This is a genomic window from Streptomyces sp. S465, assembly GCF_026898115.1.
Lineage (GTDB): Bacteria > Actinomycetota > Actinomycetes > Streptomycetales > Streptomycetaceae > Streptomyces > Streptomyces luomodiensis.
The window spans coordinates 426230-444022 of record NZ_CP114036.1; the positions used below are offsets into that span (position 1 = coordinate 426230).

A 17793-nucleotide genomic window follows, 5' to 3' on the forward strand; every position below is an offset into this window, starting at 1 on the left:
CGAACGGTCACAGGTGCCGGAGCAGGGAGTGCAGCACCGGGTTGTCGTTGTTCTTGCGCCAGACCAGGTGGAGCTCGACCGGGGCCGGGTCGGGCAGCTCCAGCGAGCGGAAGGTGATCCCCGGGAAGCGCATCTGGGCGGCCGACTCGGGGACGAAGGCGATGCCCCACCCCGCGTTGACCATGGCCAGCAGGCTGTGGACCTGGCTGAGGTACTGGGTGAAGCGGGGGGTGACCTGGGCGGCCCGGAAGACGCTCACCAGCAGCTCATGGAAGTAGCGCGCCTCGACCGGTGAGTACATGAGCACTTCCTGCTCGTCGAAGACGTGGACCGGCAGCATCTCGTCCCCCTCCGCCAGCGGGTGCTCCCGGGGCACGGCGGCGAGCAGTCCCTCCCTGATGGCGGGGCGCGTCGCGAGGTCGGGCCCGGTGCTCGAAGGGCGGATCATCCCCAGATCGAGCGACCCGCCCGTGATCGCCTCCAGCTGGTCCCGGGTCACCATCTCACGCAGAACGATCTCGGTGCCGGGCATCGCCGAGCGGGCCACGTCCAGGAGCGGACCCAGCGAGGAGTGGGCACTGGCCCCGGTGAACCCGATCGCGATCGCACCGGCCTCCCCCGCGGAGACCTGCCGGGCGGACAGTGCGGCCGCTTCCGCCTGGCGGAGGATGGTGCGCGCCTCGTTGAGGAAGGACCGGCCGGCCGGGGTGAGGCGCACCGTGCGGTTGGTGCGGTCCAGCAGTTGCACACCGAGATCGTGTTCCAGGAGCTGGATCTGCCGGCTCAGTGGTGGCTGCGTCATCCGCAGACGCTCCGCGGCCCGGGTGAAGTGAAGCTCCTCGGCGACGGCGACAAAGCTCACCAGTTGCGTCAATGTGAACATCGATGCTCTCCAGGCATTGAATCATCTAAAAATCGTGTTGGACGTGGATCAATCGCCGACCTTAACGTCAGTCCGAACCAACGGCGAGCAGCCTGCCCCTCAGCGGGGTCCGGCCAGATCGATCACATCCGCCTCACACACCAGGGACACGCAGTAGTGACGATGACGCACACAGCCGCCTCCGCCGCCGGCCAGCACGGCGACGCCACCCTCGACACCATCGCCTGGGTCAAGCTCTCCTCGGTCACCCTGCCGCTGGCCACGCCGATCAGCGACGCCAAGGTCCTGACCGGGCGGCAGAAGCCGATGACCGAAGTGGCCTTCCTGTTCGCGGAGATCGAGACCGAGCAGGGACACCAGGGCATCGGCTTCAGCTACTCCAAGCGCGCCGGCGGACCCGCCCAGTTCGCGCACGCCAAGGAGATCGTCGACAATCTGATCGGCGCGGACCCCAGCGACATCGGCAAGCTGTGGACCAAGCTGGTCTGGGCCGGGGCGTCGGTGGGGCGCAGCGGTGTGGCCACCCAGGCGATCGCCGCCATCGATGTGGCGCTGTGGGACCTGAAGGCGAAGCGGGCCGGGCTGCCGCTGGCCAAACTGCTGGGCGCGCACCGGGACTCGGTGCGCTGTTACAACACCTCCGGCGGCTTTCTGCACACCCCGACCGAGGAGCTCCTCGACAACGCCACCGCGTCGCTGTCGAACGGCATCGGCGGCATCAAGATCAAGGTGGGCCACCCGGACTCCAAGGAGGACCTGCGCCGGCTGACCGCCGTACGCGAGCGCATCGGGGACGACGTCCCGCTGATGGTCGACGCCAACCAGCAGTGGGACCGGCCCACCGCACAGCGCATGGGCCGCGCCATGGAGGACTTCGGCCTGGTCTGGATCGAGGAGCCGCTCGACGCCTATGACGCGCAGGGCCACGCGGCCCTCGCCGCCTCCCTCGACACCCCCGTCGCCACCGGCGAGATGCTGGCCAGCGTCGCCGAGCACTACGAGCTGATCCGCCACGGCGCCGCCGACGTCATCCAGCCCGACGCCCCGCGCATCGGCGGCATCACCCAGTTCCTCAAGCTCGCCACGCTCGCCGAGCACAACAACCTCCAGCTGGCCCCGCACTTCGCCATGGAGATCCACGTCCACCTGGCCGCGGCCTACCCCATCGAGCCGTGGGTGGAGCACTTCGACTGGCTGGAGCCGCTGTTCAACGAGCGTCTGACGATCAGCGACGGACGCATGCACCTCTCCGGCCGGCCCGGCCTGGGCATCACCCTGAGCGAGCAGGCGCGCGCCTGGACCCAGGACACCCACGAGGTCGGCAAGCGCCCCTGACCACCCCCTGACCACCGAGGTCCCCCGCATTGCCCTCCCCGCACGGCGAGGAGGGCGCCCGCCTGGCGCGGGCTCCGCCGACGGACGGCGCGGAGCCCGCGCCAGACCCATGTCCGGACCCGCGCCACTCCCCCCGTCCCGTCTCCTCCTCCCCTCTCACGATACTGAGACGGTATTGGAGGATGCCTTTTGAGTGTTGGACACGCATCAGTGGGGGCTCGTAGCGTCTGTCCCGGAACCACACAGCGCATGCGACGGCGGCCACCGCCGTGTCGCACCACCTCTCAACCGCCTCCCAGGAGCAGAACCACCATGACGTCCTTCACCCCCGCGGAGCTCGGCCGGCGCATCGGATCGGGCCTGCTCTCCTTCCCGGTCACACACTTCCGCGCGGACGACCTCTCCTTCGACGAGAGCGCCTACCGCGCCAACATCGAACGCCTCGGCGCGTTCGAGGTCGGCGGTCTGTTCGCCGCGGGCGGCACCGGTGAGTTCTTCTCCCTGACCGCCGCGGAGACCGAAGAGGTGGTCACCGCCGCCGTACAGGCCGCGCCCGAGGGCACCCCGATCCTGGCGCCGGCCGGGTACGGCACCCGCACCGCCATCGAGTACGCCCAGGCCGCCGAGCGGGCCGGCGCCGACGGCATCCTGCTGTTCCCGCCCTACCTCACCGAGGCCGGGCAGGCCGGGCTCGCCCAGCACGTCGAGGCCGTCTGCGCGTCGACGAGCCTCGGTGTCATCGTCTACGGCCGCGCCAACGCCCGCTACAGCGCGGACACCCTCGCCCGCGTCGCCGACTCCTGCCCCAACCTCATCGGATACAAGGACGGCATCGGCGACATCGACGCCATGACCCGCATCCACACCCGGCTCGGCGAGCGCCTCACCTACGTCGGCGGTCTGCCCACCGCCGAGACGTATGCCCTGCCCTACCTCGAACTCGGCGTCACCACCTACTCCTCCGCCATTTTCAACTTCCTGCCCGAGTTCGCCCTCGAGTTCTACGGCGCCGTCCGCGAGCGCCGCCGCGACACCGTCGCCAAACTGCTGGGCGACTTCGTGCTGCCCTACACCGAGATCCGCAACCGGCAACACGGCTACGCGGTCAGCATCGTCAAGGCCGGGATGACCGCCACCGGGCACAGCGCCGGACCCGTGCGCCCGCCCCTGACCGACCTGACCGAGTCCGAGCTCGCCGAACTCACCGCCCTCATCAAGGGCGTGTCCGCGCCGACTGCCTGACCCTTTCCCCTTCCCGCCCGCCGGCCTCCGGCTCGATGCGCAGGACCTGGACGCAGGGCGCCGACGGGCGGGCGGGGAGTGCCACCTCCAGGGCGTCGGCGCGCGGCGCGGACGCCGCTGCTGGTTTCGTACCGCCAGGGCACGGGGGTCGGTGTCGCCGAGCTGGTGACACTCGACGTCGAGGAGCACGGCCCCGCGGTCGTCCCCGCGCACCGCCTTGACGCTCACCGCGCCCTCGGGCACCCGGTTGTCGTAGTCGGCCAGGAACTCCAGCCCGCGCCGGCGGGGCGGGACGGAGATCCGGATGCCGGGGCGAAGGGCCTGGGTCGTACTCCCTCGGGGTGGAAGAACACCTGGGGTACGGCGCCAAGGTGCGGCGCGAACACAAGGGGCGTTACGGCGTATTGACACTGGCCGCAGCAGCTGGAAGTCTCCATGAGATCCATCTGTGACATCGTTGTCAGCACCCTAGTGTGCGCCTGCGGGGGCCTCATGCCGACACCACCTTCGTCCGCCGAGGCACCGCCCGACGGAACGCCGCGCGAACGGCATCGGGGCAACCCGGATGTGACGGCCCGCCCGCTTTCCCCGTGCTCCGTCCCCTTCCCGAAAGGCAGTACGTTGGTTCGCAGAACTCGCAGTACTCGCAGCACTCGCAGCACTCGCGGAATACGCACCTTCTCCCTCGCGCTGTCCGCCGCCCTGCTGCTCGGCTTCCCGCCCGCCTCCGTGGCAGCCGACGCCGCGAGCGCGCCGAAGGCTCCCGCCGCCGTACCCGACTACAGCACGGCCGAGTCCGGCAATCCGATCGTCGACGGCTGGTACGCCGATCCCGACGTCGCGGTCTACGACGGCCGGTACTGGATCTACCCGACCACGTCCCAGGAGTACGACCAGCAGACGTATCTCAACGCGTTCTCCTCGACCGACATGGTGCACTGGACCGAACACCCCAAGGTCCTCGACATCGCCGACATCCCCTGGGCCAAACGCGCCCTCTGGGCGCCCGCACCGGTCGAGCGGAACGGCAAGTACTACCTGTACTTCGCGGCCAACGACATCCAGAACAACTCCGAGCTCGGCGGCATCGGGGTGGCTGTCGCCGACCGTCCCGAAGGCCCTTACCAGGACGCCCTCGGCAAGCCCCTCATCTCGCAGTTCCACAATGGCGCCCAGCCGATCGACCAGGACGTCTTCATCGACGACGACGGCCAGGCATACATGTACTACGGCGGCTGGCATCACGCCAACGTCGTCAAGCTCAACCCGGACATGACCAGCCTCGGCACCTTCGCCGATGGCACCACCTACAAGGAGATCACCCCGGAGAACTACACCGAGGGCTCCTTCATGTTCAAACGGAACGGCAAGTACTACTTGATGTGGTCCGAGGGAGGCTGGACCGGCCCGGACTACTCCGTCTCCTATGCCATGTCCGACTCGCCCACCGGCCCCTTCAAGAAGATCGACAAGGTGCTCGGGCAGGACCCCGCCGTCGCCCGCGGCTCGGGCCACAACTCGGTCGTCAACGTGCCCGGCACCGACATCTGGTACATCCTCTACCACCGCCGCCCGCTCAGCGACACCGAAGGCAACCACCGTCAACTCGCCTACGACCGGATGTACTTCAACGAGGACGGCACCATCCGGCCGGTCACCATGAAGGTCCAGGACGACTTCGGTGACGACAACGCCGTGGGATGGCACACCTACGGCGACGCCCAGTGGTCGGCGACCCGCGGGGCGTACTCCGTCGCCGGAGCCGGCGGACTGGCGTTGCAGGACACGAACTTCTCGGACCTCGTCTACGAAGCCGACGTCACGCTCACCCACGGCCGCGGCGCGTCCGGACTCGCCTTCCGCGTCACCGAGCCCGGCGCCGGACGTGAGGGCTTCCGCGGCTACTACGCCGACCTCACCACCAACGGCCTGGTCCTGGGCAAGTCCACGGGCGAGCAGCGAACGGAACTGGCCCGCGCTCGGTTCCGCGTGGCGGTCGGCAGGACCCACCATGTGAAGATCGAGGCCATCGGCTCGTCGATCAAGGTGTACGTCGACGGCATGGCGAAGCCCAGGCTCAGCGTGACGGACACGAGCTTCACCTCGGGAGCCAACGGCGTGCGGGCGGGCCTGCGCGGCGCCGGGAACGCGGCGGACGGGGCGGCAGCCGGCCGGTCCCTCGCCCGCTTCGACAACGTCGCGATCCGGTCGAACGTCTACAGCTTCGAGGCGGCCGGCGCGCCGAACCGCTTCATCCGGCACTACGAGAGCCGCGGCCGGGTCGACCCGAACGTCACGCCCTACGCCGACATGCGGTGGAAGGTGGTTCCGGGTCTGGCGGACCCGGCCGCGGTGTCCCTGGAGTCGGTCAACTACCCCGGCCACTACCTGCGGCGGAAGGACAACGGCGTGTGGAGCGAGGCGCTCACCGACGACGACGCGTTCCGCGCCGACGCGACCTGGCGGCGGGTGCCGGGACTGTCCGACAAGTCTCTGACATCCTTCGAGTCCTACGCCGCCCCGGGGCAGTACCTGAGCCACCGTGCATCGCTCCTGCGCGTCGGGCGCGTCACCGCCGGGAACCGGCCGGACGCCACGTTCCGGGCCTGGTGAACCGCGCCCTGGTCCCGCGCTGAGTCCCCACCACCTGCCGCGCGTGGCGCGGGGCGGTCACCGCCCCGCGCCGTCGCCTTTGATCGCCGCGGATCACCCGCAGTTCCGGCTCCGGACCATGACGGCGCATGGCGGTCCGGTAGGCCCGCCGCCGCTCCGCGGAGCCCGGTCCGCGACCGCCGTCGATGTGCACGATCCGGCGGTGTCCCAGTTCCACGAGGTGGACCGAGCGGCAGGCCGCCGTCCGCTACTGGAAGAACGGGCCCGGGACTCCTCGGCGTTCATGCTGGACCGGATCGTCAAGGCGCTGGCCGCGTAGGGCCTCGCGACACATCGGCCACCCGTGCGCCACTGCCCGCCCTCCGCGCGGGCGGGCAGTGGCATCGGGGCCGCGCGCCGTCCGCGCGGCTCAGGGCATCTCGAAGTCCGCGAAGTCGAAGCCGGGCGCCACCACGCAGGTCACCAGCACCGGTTCGGCACCGGCGGGCTCGGCGCTCTGCCAGACGCCGCCGGGGATGACGGACTGCGGCACCTCGCCGCGCTCGATCCCGTTGCCCAGGATGACGACATCGGCACCCGCCTCGTCGGGAGCCGCGCCGCTCCCGCCCAGGCGCAGCCGCAGCGGCCCGCCCCGGTGCCACAGCCACACCTCGTCCGACCGGACACGGTGCCAGCGGGAGACCTCTCCCGGGTGCAGCAGGAAGTAGATACCGGTGGCGAAGGCCCGCTCGCCGTCGTAGCCGCCGGGGACGGCGCCGGCGGACGTCCGCCAGGTCTCGCGGAACCATCCGCCCTCGACATGTGGCTGGAGTCCGAGGTGTGATACGAGGTCAGAGACATCAGTCATGGCCATATCCTCCCCCACCCGGCACGGTCATCGACGCCCTGGGGTTCGACGGGTGGGTCGGCTGTGCGTACACCCCCCGCGCCGGGACGAGCGGAGGTCTCGGCCGGCGCCCCGACCAGCGAGGAGCGAACGCATGAGGATCGTCGTCACGGGCGCCTTCGGCTTCCTGGGCCGGCAGGTCACCGACGCCTTGCTCGGCACGCGGACGTTCCGTGGTGCGCCGGTCGACCGGCTGGTGCTCGCCGACCGCGTCGTGCCGTCCGGCGCGGCGGTGGCCGCCGACCCGCTCGTGGACATCGTGCGGGGCGACGTGGCCGACCGGCTCGGCGAGCTGTTCGCCGAGCCGGTGGATGTGCTGATCCACCTCGCCGCCGCGGTATCGGCCGCGTGCGAGGCCGACTTCGACCTCGGGATGAGCGCGAATGTGGACACCACGCGCGCGCTGCTGGAGGCCGCGCGGGCCCAGTCGGCCGCGGGCGGGCCGATGCCCCGGGTGGTGTTCTCCAGCAGTGTCGCGGTCTACGGTGCCGACCCCGCGCTGCCGCTGCCGCCGGTCGTCAGCGAGTCGACCCTGCCCACGCCGCGGTCGAGCTACGGGACGCAGAAACTCGTCTGCGAGCAGCTGATCGCGGACTACACCCGCCGCGGTTTCCTCGACGGACGGGTCGCCCGCCTGATGACCGTGTCGGTACGGCCGGGCAAGCCGAACGCGGCCGCCTCCGGCTTCCTGTCCGGCATCATCCGCGAGCCGCTCGCCGGCTCCCCGGCGATCTGCCCGGTCCGCCCCGGCCTGAGGGTGGCCCCCTGGCCTCGCCGCGCCGCACCGTCGCGGGCATCCTCCGCGTCGCGGAGGTCGAGCGCGGCGCCGGGCCGGGCCGGCTCGACGGCGGGGTGCCGGTCAACCTCCCGGCGCTCACCGTCTCGGTCGCCGACATGCTGACCACACTGCGGCGGGTGGCCGGCGACGCCACCGCCGACCTGGTGACGATCGCCCCCGACCCGGACATCGAGGCCATCGTGGGCTCGTGGCCCGCCGACTTCGACAACCCACGCGCCGCGGCGCTCGGACTGGACCGCGACCCGAGTTTCGAAGCGGTGGTGCGCGACTACCTCGAGGACCACGCCGAGGCGGTCGGGGGCGGTGCCCGCCCTTAGAGCGTTTCTCAGCCCGCTCTCATCATGTCCTCACCCTCCCATCACGCCCCGCCCTTACCGTCACGCCATGTTTTTCACCTACCTCCGGCGCGAGTTGCGCCGCCGTAGAAAGGCGGCGCTCGTCGTCGCCTCGGGCTTGGCGCTCGGCATCGCACTCGTCATCGTCGTCACCTCCGTCTCCTCGGGCATGGAACGCGCGCAGGGCAAGGTGCTGGAGTCGCTGTACGGGCTGGGCACCGACATGACCGTCACCAAGGCCCGCGAGGCACCCTCCGGTGACGACCAGAACTCCCGTCCCCGCTTCCAGTTCGACGCGCGCGACAACGACGACGACGAGGAACAGAGCAGCGACCGGGTGATGGTGCAGGGCTTCCAGACCCTGTCCGCGTCGACCGTGACCAAGATCGGGCGGCAGAGCGGGGTCGCCGACGCGGTCGGCGGGCTGAGCCTCCAGGTCATGAAGGTCAGCGGCCAGTTCCAGCGGGGTGAGTTCAAGCAGGACCAGAGCGGCGGCGGCGCCCGGCAGGGCGGCCCCGGCGGCGGGGGCGGCCAGAACGGCCAGCCGCAGGGCGAGGTCCAGGGCGGCGGCGCCCAGTTCGACGTCAACTCCTTCTCCGTCTACGGGATCGACGTCACCCACCTGGACCTCGGCCCGCTGACCTCCTCCAAGATCACCAAGGGCAAGACCTTCACCAGCGCGCAGACCAACGCCAAGGTCGCGGTCGTCGACAGCGCGTATGCCAAGGAGAAGGAACTGGCGGTGGGTGACGACGTCACCGTCTCCGGCACCAAGTTCGAGATCATCGGGATCGCGACGGCCGACAGCGGTTCGGCCGCCGCCAACGTCTACCTCCCGCTCAAGCAGGCGCAGACCCTGTCCGACGCCAAGGACAAGGTCACCACCGTCTACGTCAAGGCGTCGGACTCGCAGCGGATCGACAGCGTCAAGTCGGCCATCCAGAAGAACGTCTCCGGCACCACGGTCACCACCTCCGCCGACCTGGCCGACACCGTCTCCGGCTCCCTGTCCACCGCCTCCGACCTCGCGTCGAACGTCGGCAAGTGGCTGTCCATCGCGGTGCTGGCGGCCGCCTTCCTGGTCGCCGGGCTGCTCACCTCCTCCGCCGTCAGCCGCCGGGTGCGGGAGTTCGGCACGCTCAAGGCGCTGGGCTGGAAGAGCGGCCGGGTGACCCGTCAGGTCGTGGGCGAGGCCCTGGTGAACGGCCTGCTGGGCGGTGCGCTCGGGATCGCGCTCGGACTCGCCGGCGCCTACGCGGTGACCGCGATCAGCCCCGGCCTCACCGCCCAGCTGGGCTCGTCCGGCGGCGGCCAGGGCATGGGCGGGCCGGGCGGCGGCGGACCCGGCGGGGGCATGGGCGGCGGGATGCGCCAGGCCGCGGCCAAGACCCTGGACGTGGCGCTCACCGCGCCGGTCAGCGCGGCCACCATCGTCCTCGCGGTGGGTCTGGCCGTGGCGGGCGGACTGGTGGCGGGGGGCTTCGGCGGCTGGCGCGCCTCCCGGCTGCGCCCGGCCGACGCGCTGCGCCGCGTCGAGTAGCCGCGGTCCGCACCTCTCGCCAACGTCCCTCCTCCGCCCGACACGAAGTCAAGGAGTCACCCATGTACCAGCTCAGCGGCGTCATCAAGCGCTACCGGCGCGGCAAGGACACCGTCGACGCCCTCGCCGGCGTCGATCTGACCATCGAGGACGGCGGCCGTCTGGTGATCCAGGGCCCCACCGGCGGCGGCAAGTCCACCCTGCTCCAGATGCTCGGCGGCCTGGACCGCCCCACCTCGGGCACGGTCGAGTTCGACGGCGTCGACCTGGCCTCGCTGAGCGAGGCCAAACTCACCAAGGTCAGATCCGAGAACATCGGTTTCGTCTTCCAGAGCTTCAACCTGATCCCCACGCTCACCGCGCAGGAGAACGTGGAGACCGCCCTCGTCCCGCTCGGCGTCAAGGCCGCCGCGCGGCGCGAACGGGCCGCCGAGGCGCTGACGTCGGTGGGGCTCGGCGAACGGCTGGGGCATCTGCCGGGCGAGATGTCCGGGGGCCAGCAGCAGCGCGTGGCGATCGCCCGCGCGCTGGTCAAGCGCCCCAAGGTGCTGCTCGCCGATGAGCCGACCGGCAACCTGGACGAGTCGATGCGCGACGAGATCATGACGCTGCTGGAGGGGCTGTGGGAGGAGCACGGCCTGACCTTCGTCATGGTCACCCACGACAGCTCCATCGCCCGCCGGGCTCCGCGCCTGGCCACGATCGAGAAGGGCACGGTGCGGGTCACCGAGCGGGCGGCCTGAGCCGCCCGCCCGGCCCGGCACACCGGCCGGCGCCCCGCCCTCCCGGCGGAGCGCCGGCCGGGCAAGTCCGGTCCCGGGCCGTGACCGGTCAGCCGCCGGACACCACCGCCCGTCCGTAGGGCACCAGGCGGACCGGCCCGATCAGGCCGTACCGCTGCCGCTGCGCGGCGCCGAACTCCGCGGGGCGGACGGTCCGCAGCTGGTTCAGCAGCGTGGTGGCCACCTCGACCTCTATGGTGTTCTCACCGCGCCGCAGCAGATCCCCGACGTCCACCACGCCCGTCACCTGATCGACGGGGCCCACGGCGGTGCCGTTGACGGTGACCCGGCAGGTGTCGAAGACCTCCCCCAGCTCCAGCCGGGCGCCGCTGCCGGCTCCCGTCCAGCCGCGCCCCAACCGCACGGTGGCGCGGTAGCGGCCGACGCCGGAGACATCCTCCAGGCCGGGGATGTCCGGCCACGCCGCGAGGGCGTCGAGGCTCAGCCGGTGGTCCACCGTGACATGGCGGTCGGGTGCGCGGCCCGGCCGCCAGTCCGCCACCCGCAGCGACCAGCGGTCCAGGGTGAGCGGCGCGGTCGTCGGTCATGCGTCGCTCCCGGTCCGCGGCTGGTAGTGGGAGGTGAAGGTCCAGGTCCCGGATCCGACCGCGTACACCCGCGCGCCGTCCTCGGTGCGCAGCGGGCGGGCCCCGTCCGGCGCCCGCACCGCGCCGGAGGTGACGGGCACCCGCACCTCGGCGGTGGTCCCGGCGGGCACCGTCACGGTCAGCCGGTACGCGGAGCCGTCGCGCCGCCAGGTGCTGCGGGCGGGGCCGTACGGCGTGGTGTACGAGGCGGCCGCCGAGGTCAGGTCGCCGACGACGGCGGGGGCGAAGAGCAGTTCGCGGTAGCCGATCGAGTCGTCGGTCTGCCGGATCCCGGCGAGGGAGCCGGTGAACCAGGAGTCGATGGCGCCGAGCATGAAGTGGTTCTGGGACTGGCCGGAGCCGCCGTCCCAGCTCTCGCCGAGCGTGGTGTTGCCGTGCTCGACCTGGTAGCCGTAGCTGGGGCTGTCGGTGCGGGTGGCGATCTGGTAGATCACGTCGTCGCGTCCGGCCGCGGACAGCACCCGGAAGGCGGCGGGCAGGGAGATCTCGCCGAGCAGGAGGTGGTGACCCGCCTGTTCGACACCGCGTACGAAGTGGTCGAGCAGCCGCTGCCGCTGGCCGTCGGGTACGGCTCCCATGTCCAGCGCGAGCGCCTCGGCCCCGTGTCCGCCGCCCCCGAAGGTGCCGGTCGTGGCGTCGTAGTAGGTGGCGGACAGGGCGGCTACGGAGGCGTCGGCGCGCTCCCGGTACGCGGCGGCGTCCGCGCGCTCGCCGAGCACGCCCGCGATCCGGCTGAGGGCGTCGGTGACCCGCCAGTAGCCGTAGGTGCCCGCGACGGCACGCGGGAAGGTGCGGTCGGGGGTGAACCAGTCGCCCAGGCCGTAGTCGAGGATGCCGTCGGTGACCTGCCGCTGGAGGAAGGCCGCGTACTCCTTCATCTTCGGGTAGTAGGCGCGCAGCGTCTCGGTGTCGCCGTAGGTGGTGTAGAGCTGCCAGGGGACGAGGACGAACGCGCCGCCCCAGTTGGCGTCGTTGCGGTAGGCGCCCGGCAGCTGGGTGTACTCCGGCACGGTGCTGGGGATCAGGCCGTCCGTGGTCTGTGCGTCGGCCATGTCCCGTACGATCTTGCGCAGCTGGGACCGCATGTCGTAGTTGGCGGCCAGGGCGGGGAAGACCAGCTGGTCCTGTTCCAGCCAGCCGAGTTTCTCCCGGCTGGGGCAGTCGGTGAGCACGCTCATCATGTTGCTCTCGATGGCGCCCCGGATGAGCCCGTGGATGCCGTCCAGGAGCTCGTTGGAACTGGTGAACTCCCCGGCCGGGGCGTTGTCGGTGCGCAGGCCCAGGCCGCGCACCGACACCTCGGCGCCGGCCGGCAGCCCCTTCAGCTCCAGATAGCGGAAGCCGTGGTAGCTGAACCGCGGATGCCAGGTCCGGGCGGAGCCGCCGCCGGTGGTGTAGCTGTCCCACAGCGGCGCGCCGACGTTGCTGATGGACTGGTTGGCGTGGCCGTCCTTGAGGCTTTCCGCGGGGTAGACACGCACGGTGGTGCCCTGGGGCGCGCGCACGGTGATCTCGGGCCAGCCGGCGATGTTGCGCCCGAGGTCGAACACCCGGCTGCCCTGCGGGGAGTTCGCGACCTCGGTGCCCTTCAGGGTCTCGGTCACCCGGATGGGCTCGGTCTCGCGGGCGCTGATCCGCGCCGGGGCCGCTGCGGTGCCGGGCGCGGCGACGGCGGTGGCGGCCCGCCAGCCGGCGCGGTCCCCGCCGGGCCGGTCCCAGCCCGGGATCTCCCGGCGGGCGTCGTAGTCCTCTCCCCCGTACCAGTTGGACGAGGTGGTGGGGCCCAGCGTGGTGCGCCAGTCGGGGCCGCTGACGATGCGCCGGACGGTGCCGTCGGCGAGGGTGATCTCCAGCTGGGCGAGCAGCTTGGGATCGCTGAGGTTGCCGTAGAGCTTGCGGTACCGGTCGGCGGTGCTCACCACGTTGGCCATGCCACCTCCCAGTTCCACGCCGAGGGTGTTGGCGCCGCGCCGCAGCCGCTTCGTCACGTCGTAGGTGGCGTACTGCACGCGGTCGGCGAAGTCGGTGTTGGCGGGCTCCAGTACGGCGTCGCCCACCGGGTGGCCGTTGATCCGGGCGTCGTAGACCCCGAGGCCGGTGAGGTAGAGGCGGGCGGAGCGGATGCCCCGCGGAAGGCTGAAGTCCTTGGCGAACAGGGGGAGTCCGGCCGGGAGGTACGGCTGCGGCGGGGTCTGTCCGGTGGTACGGGCGGCCTCGGTGAACGGGCCGGTGGCCTCGCCCGAGGTGGCGACGGTGTAGTCGACGGGGAAGCCCGGCACCCGGCCGTCGTCGGTCAGGACGTCGGCGCGCGGGTAGAGCAGCACCCGGTCGAAGTGGGCGGTCCGCTTCAGGTCCAGGGTGAGGGTGATCGGCGTGGCGGAGACATCGGCGTCCGGATGCGGTTCGCTCGCGTACCCGGCGGCGGTCTGCGCACCGCTGTTGGTGAGCCCGTCCACGGCGAGGGCCGGCTCCCAGACCTTGCGGACGGTGTCGCTCTCGGAGGCGGTGACCGTCGCCCCCTTGGCGAGGTCGGGGCCGTCGGGGTCGGCGGAGTCGCGCACCTCGATCTCGGCCAGTTGCAGCCGGCGGGTCAGGGCCGGGAAGTCGTCCTCGGCGAGCGGCAGTCCGAGCCGGGTGACGTCCAGCCGCACATAGCGGGCGGTGGTGGGCGGCAGCTCGACGGCCACGGGGGTGACCGTGCGGCCGCTCAGCTTCCAGTCGGGATGGCCGATCCACTGGGCGGACCAGTCCTTCGGCGAGGTCAGCCCGGTCTCGAAGACGGACGGCGCGCTCCAGCCGGAGGCCCGGCCCGCGCCGCCGCCGGCCCACACCTTGACCCGCCAGTACACGCGGGTGCGCGGACCGAGCCGGTCGCCCGCGTAGGTGGTGCGCGGCGCGGCGGAGCCGACCTTGCCCGAGTCCCACAGGTCGGGGCGGCCCGCGTCCAGCCGGGCCGCGCTGGTGGCGGCCTGGACCCGGTAGGCGCGCTGTACGGTGTCCCGGCCGGGGACGGACGGCCGCCAGCTGAGCTCGGGCGTGGTGTCGTCGATGCCGAGGGCCTGTTCGAGGGCCTGGGTGCGCAGCGCGGTGGGGCGGCCGGTGGTGCTCGCCTCGGCGGGGGCCGCCGAGGGCACCGTGGTGGCCAGGGCGGCGAGGGCCGCGAGAGCGGTGGTGGCGCACCGGGCGAGACGTCGGCGGCGCGCGGGTGGCCGCGGGGGTCGGTCCATGGGGGCTCTCCGTGGGTGTGATGCGGCCGGAAGGGCCGGGAACGTCAGACGGGCGACAGGCGGTGGACGCGGGTCAGGTACGGGTCAGACGCACCGTCACCGGGCGCAGCGGACGCAAGTCCACCGGCCCCAGCAGCCCGGACGGCAGTGGCTTGCCACGCTCGTTGGCGAGGGTGTTGGCGACGCGGACGGCGATGGTGTTGACGCCGGGGCGCAGCGCGTCGGTGACGTCCACGGCGTACGGGGCCCACAGCGCGGGCTCCAGCGCGGTGCCGCCCACCGTCACCCCGGCGACCTCGCGCACCTCTCCGAGGTCGAGGTGGAGACGGCGGCCGTCGAGGTCCGCCGGGGTGAGGGTGATGTCCTTGGCGTAGGTGGCGCTGCCGGAGAAACCCGGGTCCAGGTCGGCCCAGCTGCCCAGTGGCCGCACGACGGGTTCGGCGCCGTCCCGCTCCAGGGTCAGGGTCCAGTCGCCGTCCAGCGGTATCGCCCGCAGGGGGTCGGTGACCCGCACCTCGCCGCGGTAGCCGTGGTGTCCGTCGGTGCCGGTGAACGCGTACCGGCCGGGGGCGTGGGCCAGCGCCGCCACCCGCAGCCGGCCGTCCTCGGCCCTCACGGCGGTGACCGGGAGGTCCGCCCGGGTCAGATGGGCGCCCGCGCGGGCGCCCGCGCGGAACACCACGGCCAGCGTCTCGTACGGGCGCAGGCGCAGCGGCAGCCGGGTGGCCTCGGCGCCCGGTGCGCCGCTGTCCGCCGCGCTGTACACGGGGGCGGCGGTGACCGTGCCGGTGGTCGGCTCGCGCAGTTCGGGCACCCCGCCGGCCGGGAAGACGGCCTCGGTGGTCACGGTCTCGGCGCTCTCGTTGTTGAGCAGGAAGGCCGTGTCCCGGCCGGAGGTGGTGCGCAGGGCGAGTACCGAGGCGGCGGGGGGATCGAGCACGACGGCGGCGACGCCCGCGCTGCGGGCCGCCTCGCCCAGGCCGGCGGCGTCCGCGACCCGTTCGGCCCGGCCCCGGCCGATCCGGCGGCTGCCCGGGGCCCGGTCGGGGAACAGGGCCCGCAGGGCGCGGCGCAGCGCGGTGTCGTCGCCGTTCGCCTCCTGTCCGGGCAGGTCGCCGACGGCCAGGACGGTGCCGCCGCCGCGGGCGAAGTCGGCGAGGGCACGGGCGGTGGCGGCGTCCAGGACGGGGGTGCTCGGCAGGACGGCCACCTCGTAGCGGGCGTGGCCGACGGACAGGGTGCCGCCGTCGGTCCGGGCGTGGTCCCGCAGGGCCCGGTCGCCGGACAGGGCGCCCTCGTGGACGAGGTCGAAGTCGGTCTGGGCGCTCTCCAGCGCACGGGCGGCCGCCGCGAACGCGGTGTCCAGCGCGGTGCCCCGGTCGGTGCCCCGCCACTGCTCGGCGGCGCGCTGCGGCTGGATCAGGGCGGTGCGGGCGCCGGAGGTGCCGCGGGCGCACTCCATCACCCGCCCGGTCCAGTCGGCCAGCGGACGCATCGCCCACCACCAGGGGGCGCGCGGGCCGAAGGGCGGCGGGAAGAAGACCCGTGTCTCGTCGGTCCACAGCGCGTGCAGCACGGTCAGGTTGACGCCCCGGGCGGCGGCCGCGCCCAGCAGCGCGTGCGCGAAGGCGGGCGCGACCTGCCATCCCATGTTCCCGAACGCCTCCATCAGCACCCGCTCGCGGCCCGCCTGGTGGGCGGCGCTCGCCGGGTTGCGCGGGATCATGGTGGGCTCGCCCGCCACGTACTCGCCGGTGATCATGTCCCCGCCGGGTATCTGCGCCCACTGGTTGATCTTGTGCAGATCGCCGGTGGAGGCGATGCGCTTGGCGGGGGCGGTCTCGTCGTAGAGCGGATTGGTGATCAGGGCGACGCGCCGCTCGGCGTACCAGCGGGCCTGTTTGCGGAAGGAGAGCGCGAACCGGTCGGAGACCGCCTGCCAGAACCGCCCGCGCAGCACCCGGCCCGTCTGGCCGAGGCCGTCGTCGAAGAGCGCGGCGTAGGCCCGGCCGGGCTCGGCGCCGACCGCCCGCAGGGCCGCCTCCAGCGTGGGTGACCAGGGCGCCCGCTTGAAGTGCGGCTCCGCGGAGGCGAAGAACGGCTCGTCGTCCCAGAAGCCGGGTACGACGGTGCCGAAGTGGCGGCCGAATCTGCGGTGGTACTCGCCCGGCACCATGTCCAGCATCAGCTCGATGGGTTCCTCGTCGAGCAGGTCCACGTAGGCGCGGCTGTAGCCCTGGCTGTCGTCGGCCAGGACGGTCCCGCCGAACACGTCGATCTGCCACCGCCCCGAGGGCACCTCCCAGCGGTGGGTGGTCCGCAGCCGGTCGGTGAGCTCGACGAGCCGTGCGGCGTCGTCGGCCCCGGCCGGGCGGGCGGCGGCCGCCACCGGTGTGGCGGCCGTGGGGGTTAGGCGGGTGGCGAACTCGCCGGGCGCGGCCGGGTCGGTGAAGTCCTCGCGGTAGAGGACCGTGCCGTCGGCCGCGGTGATGGTGAGGTCCTCCCACAGGGCGCGCTGGGTGCCGGTGGCGTACACGCCGACGCTGCCCGCGGGGTGGGCGTCATCGGTGACCGTGCCCTTGTCCTTGTCGTCCAGGCCGACGGTGAGCGTGGCGCCGCTGACGGTCACCCGCAGGGTGTGGAACGTGGTCCGGTTGAACCCGTCGGTGCGGGTGCTGCGGGCGAGTTCGGACCGCTCGCCGCCGTCCAGCCGGGAGACGGTGACCACCCCGGTCTGGTCGAATGCGACCAGATAGCCGTCGTCGCCGGTGGCGGAGGCGCGCAGCAGCAGACCGGCGGCGGCCGTCTCGGCCTTGACGCTGCCGGTGACCGTGCAGTCGCCCCAGCGGGCCCCGCCCCGGAGCACGGCCGCGCCGTCGAGCACCGCGGCGTCGGCCACCAGCCGGCCGCTCTCGACACCGACGCCCGTCGTCTCCCACAGGTCGGCGGTGGCCGGTCCCTCCACCACGGTGGTGGACCGCCACAGCGCCTTGAGCCGCAGCTCGGGGCGGGCGGGGTAGTGGCGGGTCCCGACCGTGCCGCCGTTCACGATCAGCCCGGCGGCGCGTCCACTGGGGAAGTGGTTGTCGTTGAACACCCACACCCGCATCCCGGTGCGCCCGGCGACGGCCAGGACGTGTCCGACCACGTCGAACCAGTCCTCGCTGAAGAACACCGGGCTCATCTCGGCGTTGTCGTACGGGAAGAGGACGACCTCGTACATCCCCTTGGCGCGCAGCTCGGCCAGCTGGCGGTCGATCAGGTCGTGGGTGACCGGCCCGTTCCAGTACCAGTACACCGTGGGGCGGCTGTCGCGGCGGGGGTCGGTGAACCGGGCGGCCGGAAAGCCCGCCCCGGCCACGGGCTCCGCGTGCGCCGGGGTCGCGCCGGGCAGGCCGGTGCCGAGGGCAGCGGCAACGGCTCCGGAGGCCAGCACGAAGTGGCGCCTGGTCGGCCGGATCGGTCTTTCGGGCTCTGCTGCGCCGGTTTCCGGCATGGGGGCACTCCTGGGGGACGGGGTGAAGGTGGGGTGGGGTGTGAAGG

Annotated in this window: 10 protein-coding genes and 2 pseudogenes; 6 read left to right on the forward strand and 6 right to left on the reverse strand. The window is 72.6% G+C overall.

Features of this window, described 5'->3' with window-relative positions:
- Positions 1-7: 7 nt before the first annotated feature.
- On the reverse strand, positions 8-883 hold the full coding sequence (locus N6H00_RS02045; RefSeq protein WP_268969774.1) for a LysR substrate-binding domain-containing protein: 876 nt from the start codon (positions 881-883) through the stop codon (positions 8-10).
- 162 nt (positions 884-1045) lie between these two features.
- On the opposite strand from N6H00_RS02045, the gene N6H00_RS02050 reads away from it, so the two are divergent.
- The 3 genes from N6H00_RS02050 (at position 1046) to N6H00_RS02060 (ending at position 6073) form a co-directional block, all read left to right on the forward strand.
- A complete protein-coding gene (locus tag N6H00_RS02050) occupies positions 1046-2218 on the forward strand; it encodes an L-talarate/galactarate dehydratase (protein ID WP_268969775.1) in 1173 nt (390 codons plus the stop codon).
- Between the two features lie 312 nt (positions 2219-2530).
- Entirely contained in the window at positions 2531-3460 is a 930-nt protein-coding gene (gene kdgD, locus N6H00_RS02055; RefSeq protein ID WP_268969776.1) for a 5-dehydro-4-deoxyglucarate dehydratase, read from the forward strand.
- A 621-nt stretch (positions 3461-4081) separates the two neighbouring features.
- Entirely contained in the window at positions 4082-6073 is a 1992-nt protein-coding gene (locus N6H00_RS02060) for a family 43 glycosylhydrolase (RefSeq protein ID WP_268969777.1), read from the forward strand.
- A 55-nt stretch (positions 6074-6128) separates the two neighbouring features.
- Here N6H00_RS02060 and N6H00_RS02065 read toward each other — a convergent pair.
- Both N6H00_RS02065 and N6H00_RS02070 read right to left on the reverse strand, forming a co-directional pair.
- Positions 6129-6296 (reverse strand): annotated as a pseudogene (locus N6H00_RS02065) (substrate-binding domain-containing protein); the annotation flags it as partial.
- Positions 6297-6482: 186 nt separating this feature from the next.
- Complete coding sequence (locus tag N6H00_RS02070) at positions 6483-6920, reverse strand: cupin domain-containing protein (RefSeq protein WP_268969778.1); 438 nt, start codon at positions 6918-6920, stop codon at positions 6483-6485.
- A 133-nt stretch (positions 6921-7053) separates the two neighbouring features.
- Between N6H00_RS02070 and denD the strand changes: the two are divergent.
- The 3 genes and pseudogenes from denD (at position 7054) to N6H00_RS02085 (ending at position 10376) form a co-directional block, all read left to right on the forward strand.
- Positions 7054-8075 (forward strand): annotated as a pseudogene (gene denD, locus N6H00_RS02075) (D-erythronate dehydrogenase).
- A gap of 67 nt (positions 8076-8142) precedes the next feature.
- Positions 8143-9633, forward strand: coding sequence for an ABC transporter permease (locus N6H00_RS02080; RefSeq protein ID WP_268969779.1), 1491 nt, complete (start codon positions 8143-8145; stop codon positions 9631-9633).
- Between the two features lie 62 nt (positions 9634-9695).
- Entirely contained in the window at positions 9696-10376 is a 681-nt protein-coding gene (locus tag N6H00_RS02085; RefSeq protein ID WP_268969780.1) for an ABC transporter ATP-binding protein, read from the forward strand.
- A gap of 88 nt (positions 10377-10464) precedes the next feature.
- Here N6H00_RS02085 and N6H00_RS02090 read toward each other — a convergent pair whose 3' ends face one another.
- The 3 genes from N6H00_RS02090 to N6H00_RS02100 form a co-directional block, all read right to left on the reverse strand.
- Positions 10465-10917: a hypothetical protein gene (locus tag N6H00_RS02090; RefSeq protein WP_268969781.1), complete on the reverse strand. Its 453-nt coding sequence runs from the start codon at positions 10915-10917 to the stop codon at positions 10465-10467.
- 42 nt (positions 10918-10959) lie between these two features.
- Positions 10960-14250 carry a family 78 glycoside hydrolase catalytic domain gene (locus N6H00_RS02095; RefSeq protein WP_268969782.1) on the reverse strand — a complete coding sequence of 1097 codons (3291 nt, stop codon included), beginning with the start codon at positions 14248-14250 and terminating at the stop codon, positions 10960-10962.
- Positions 14251-14323: 73 nt separating this feature from the next.
- Entirely contained in the window at positions 14324-17746 is a 3423-nt protein-coding gene (locus N6H00_RS02100; RefSeq protein WP_268969783.1) for a glycosylhydrolase-like jelly roll fold domain-containing protein, read from the reverse strand.
- Positions 17747-17793: the final 47 nt, after the last annotated feature.

Coding starts and splice junctions, on each gene's coding strand:
- N6H00_RS02095 (WP_268969782.1), bottom strand. CDS start 14,250: ATGGACCGACCCCCGCGGCCACCCGCGCGCCGCCGACGTCTCGCCCGG.
- N6H00_RS02050 (WP_268969775.1), top strand. CDS start 1,046: ATGACGCACACAGCCGCCTCCGCCGCCGGCCAGCACGGCGACGCCACC.
- N6H00_RS02080 (WP_268969779.1), top strand. CDS start 8,143: ATGTTTTTCACCTACCTCCGGCGCGAGTTGCGCCGCCGTAGAAAGGCG.
- N6H00_RS02070 (WP_268969778.1), bottom strand. CDS start 6,920: ATGACTGATGTCTCTGACCTCGTATCACACCTCGGACTCCAGCCACAT.
- N6H00_RS02085 (WP_268969780.1), top strand. CDS start 9,696: ATGTACCAGCTCAGCGGCGTCATCAAGCGCTACCGGCGCGGCAAGGAC.
- kdgD (WP_268969776.1), top strand. CDS start 2,531: ATGACGTCCTTCACCCCCGCGGAGCTCGGCCGGCGCATCGGATCGGGC.
- N6H00_RS02100 (WP_268969783.1), bottom strand. CDS start 17,746: ATGCCGGAAACCGGCGCAGCAGAGCCCGAAAGACCGATCCGGCCGACC.
- N6H00_RS02045 (WP_268969774.1), bottom strand. CDS start 883: ATGTTCACATTGACGCAACTGGTGAGCTTTGTCGCCGTCGCCGAGGAG.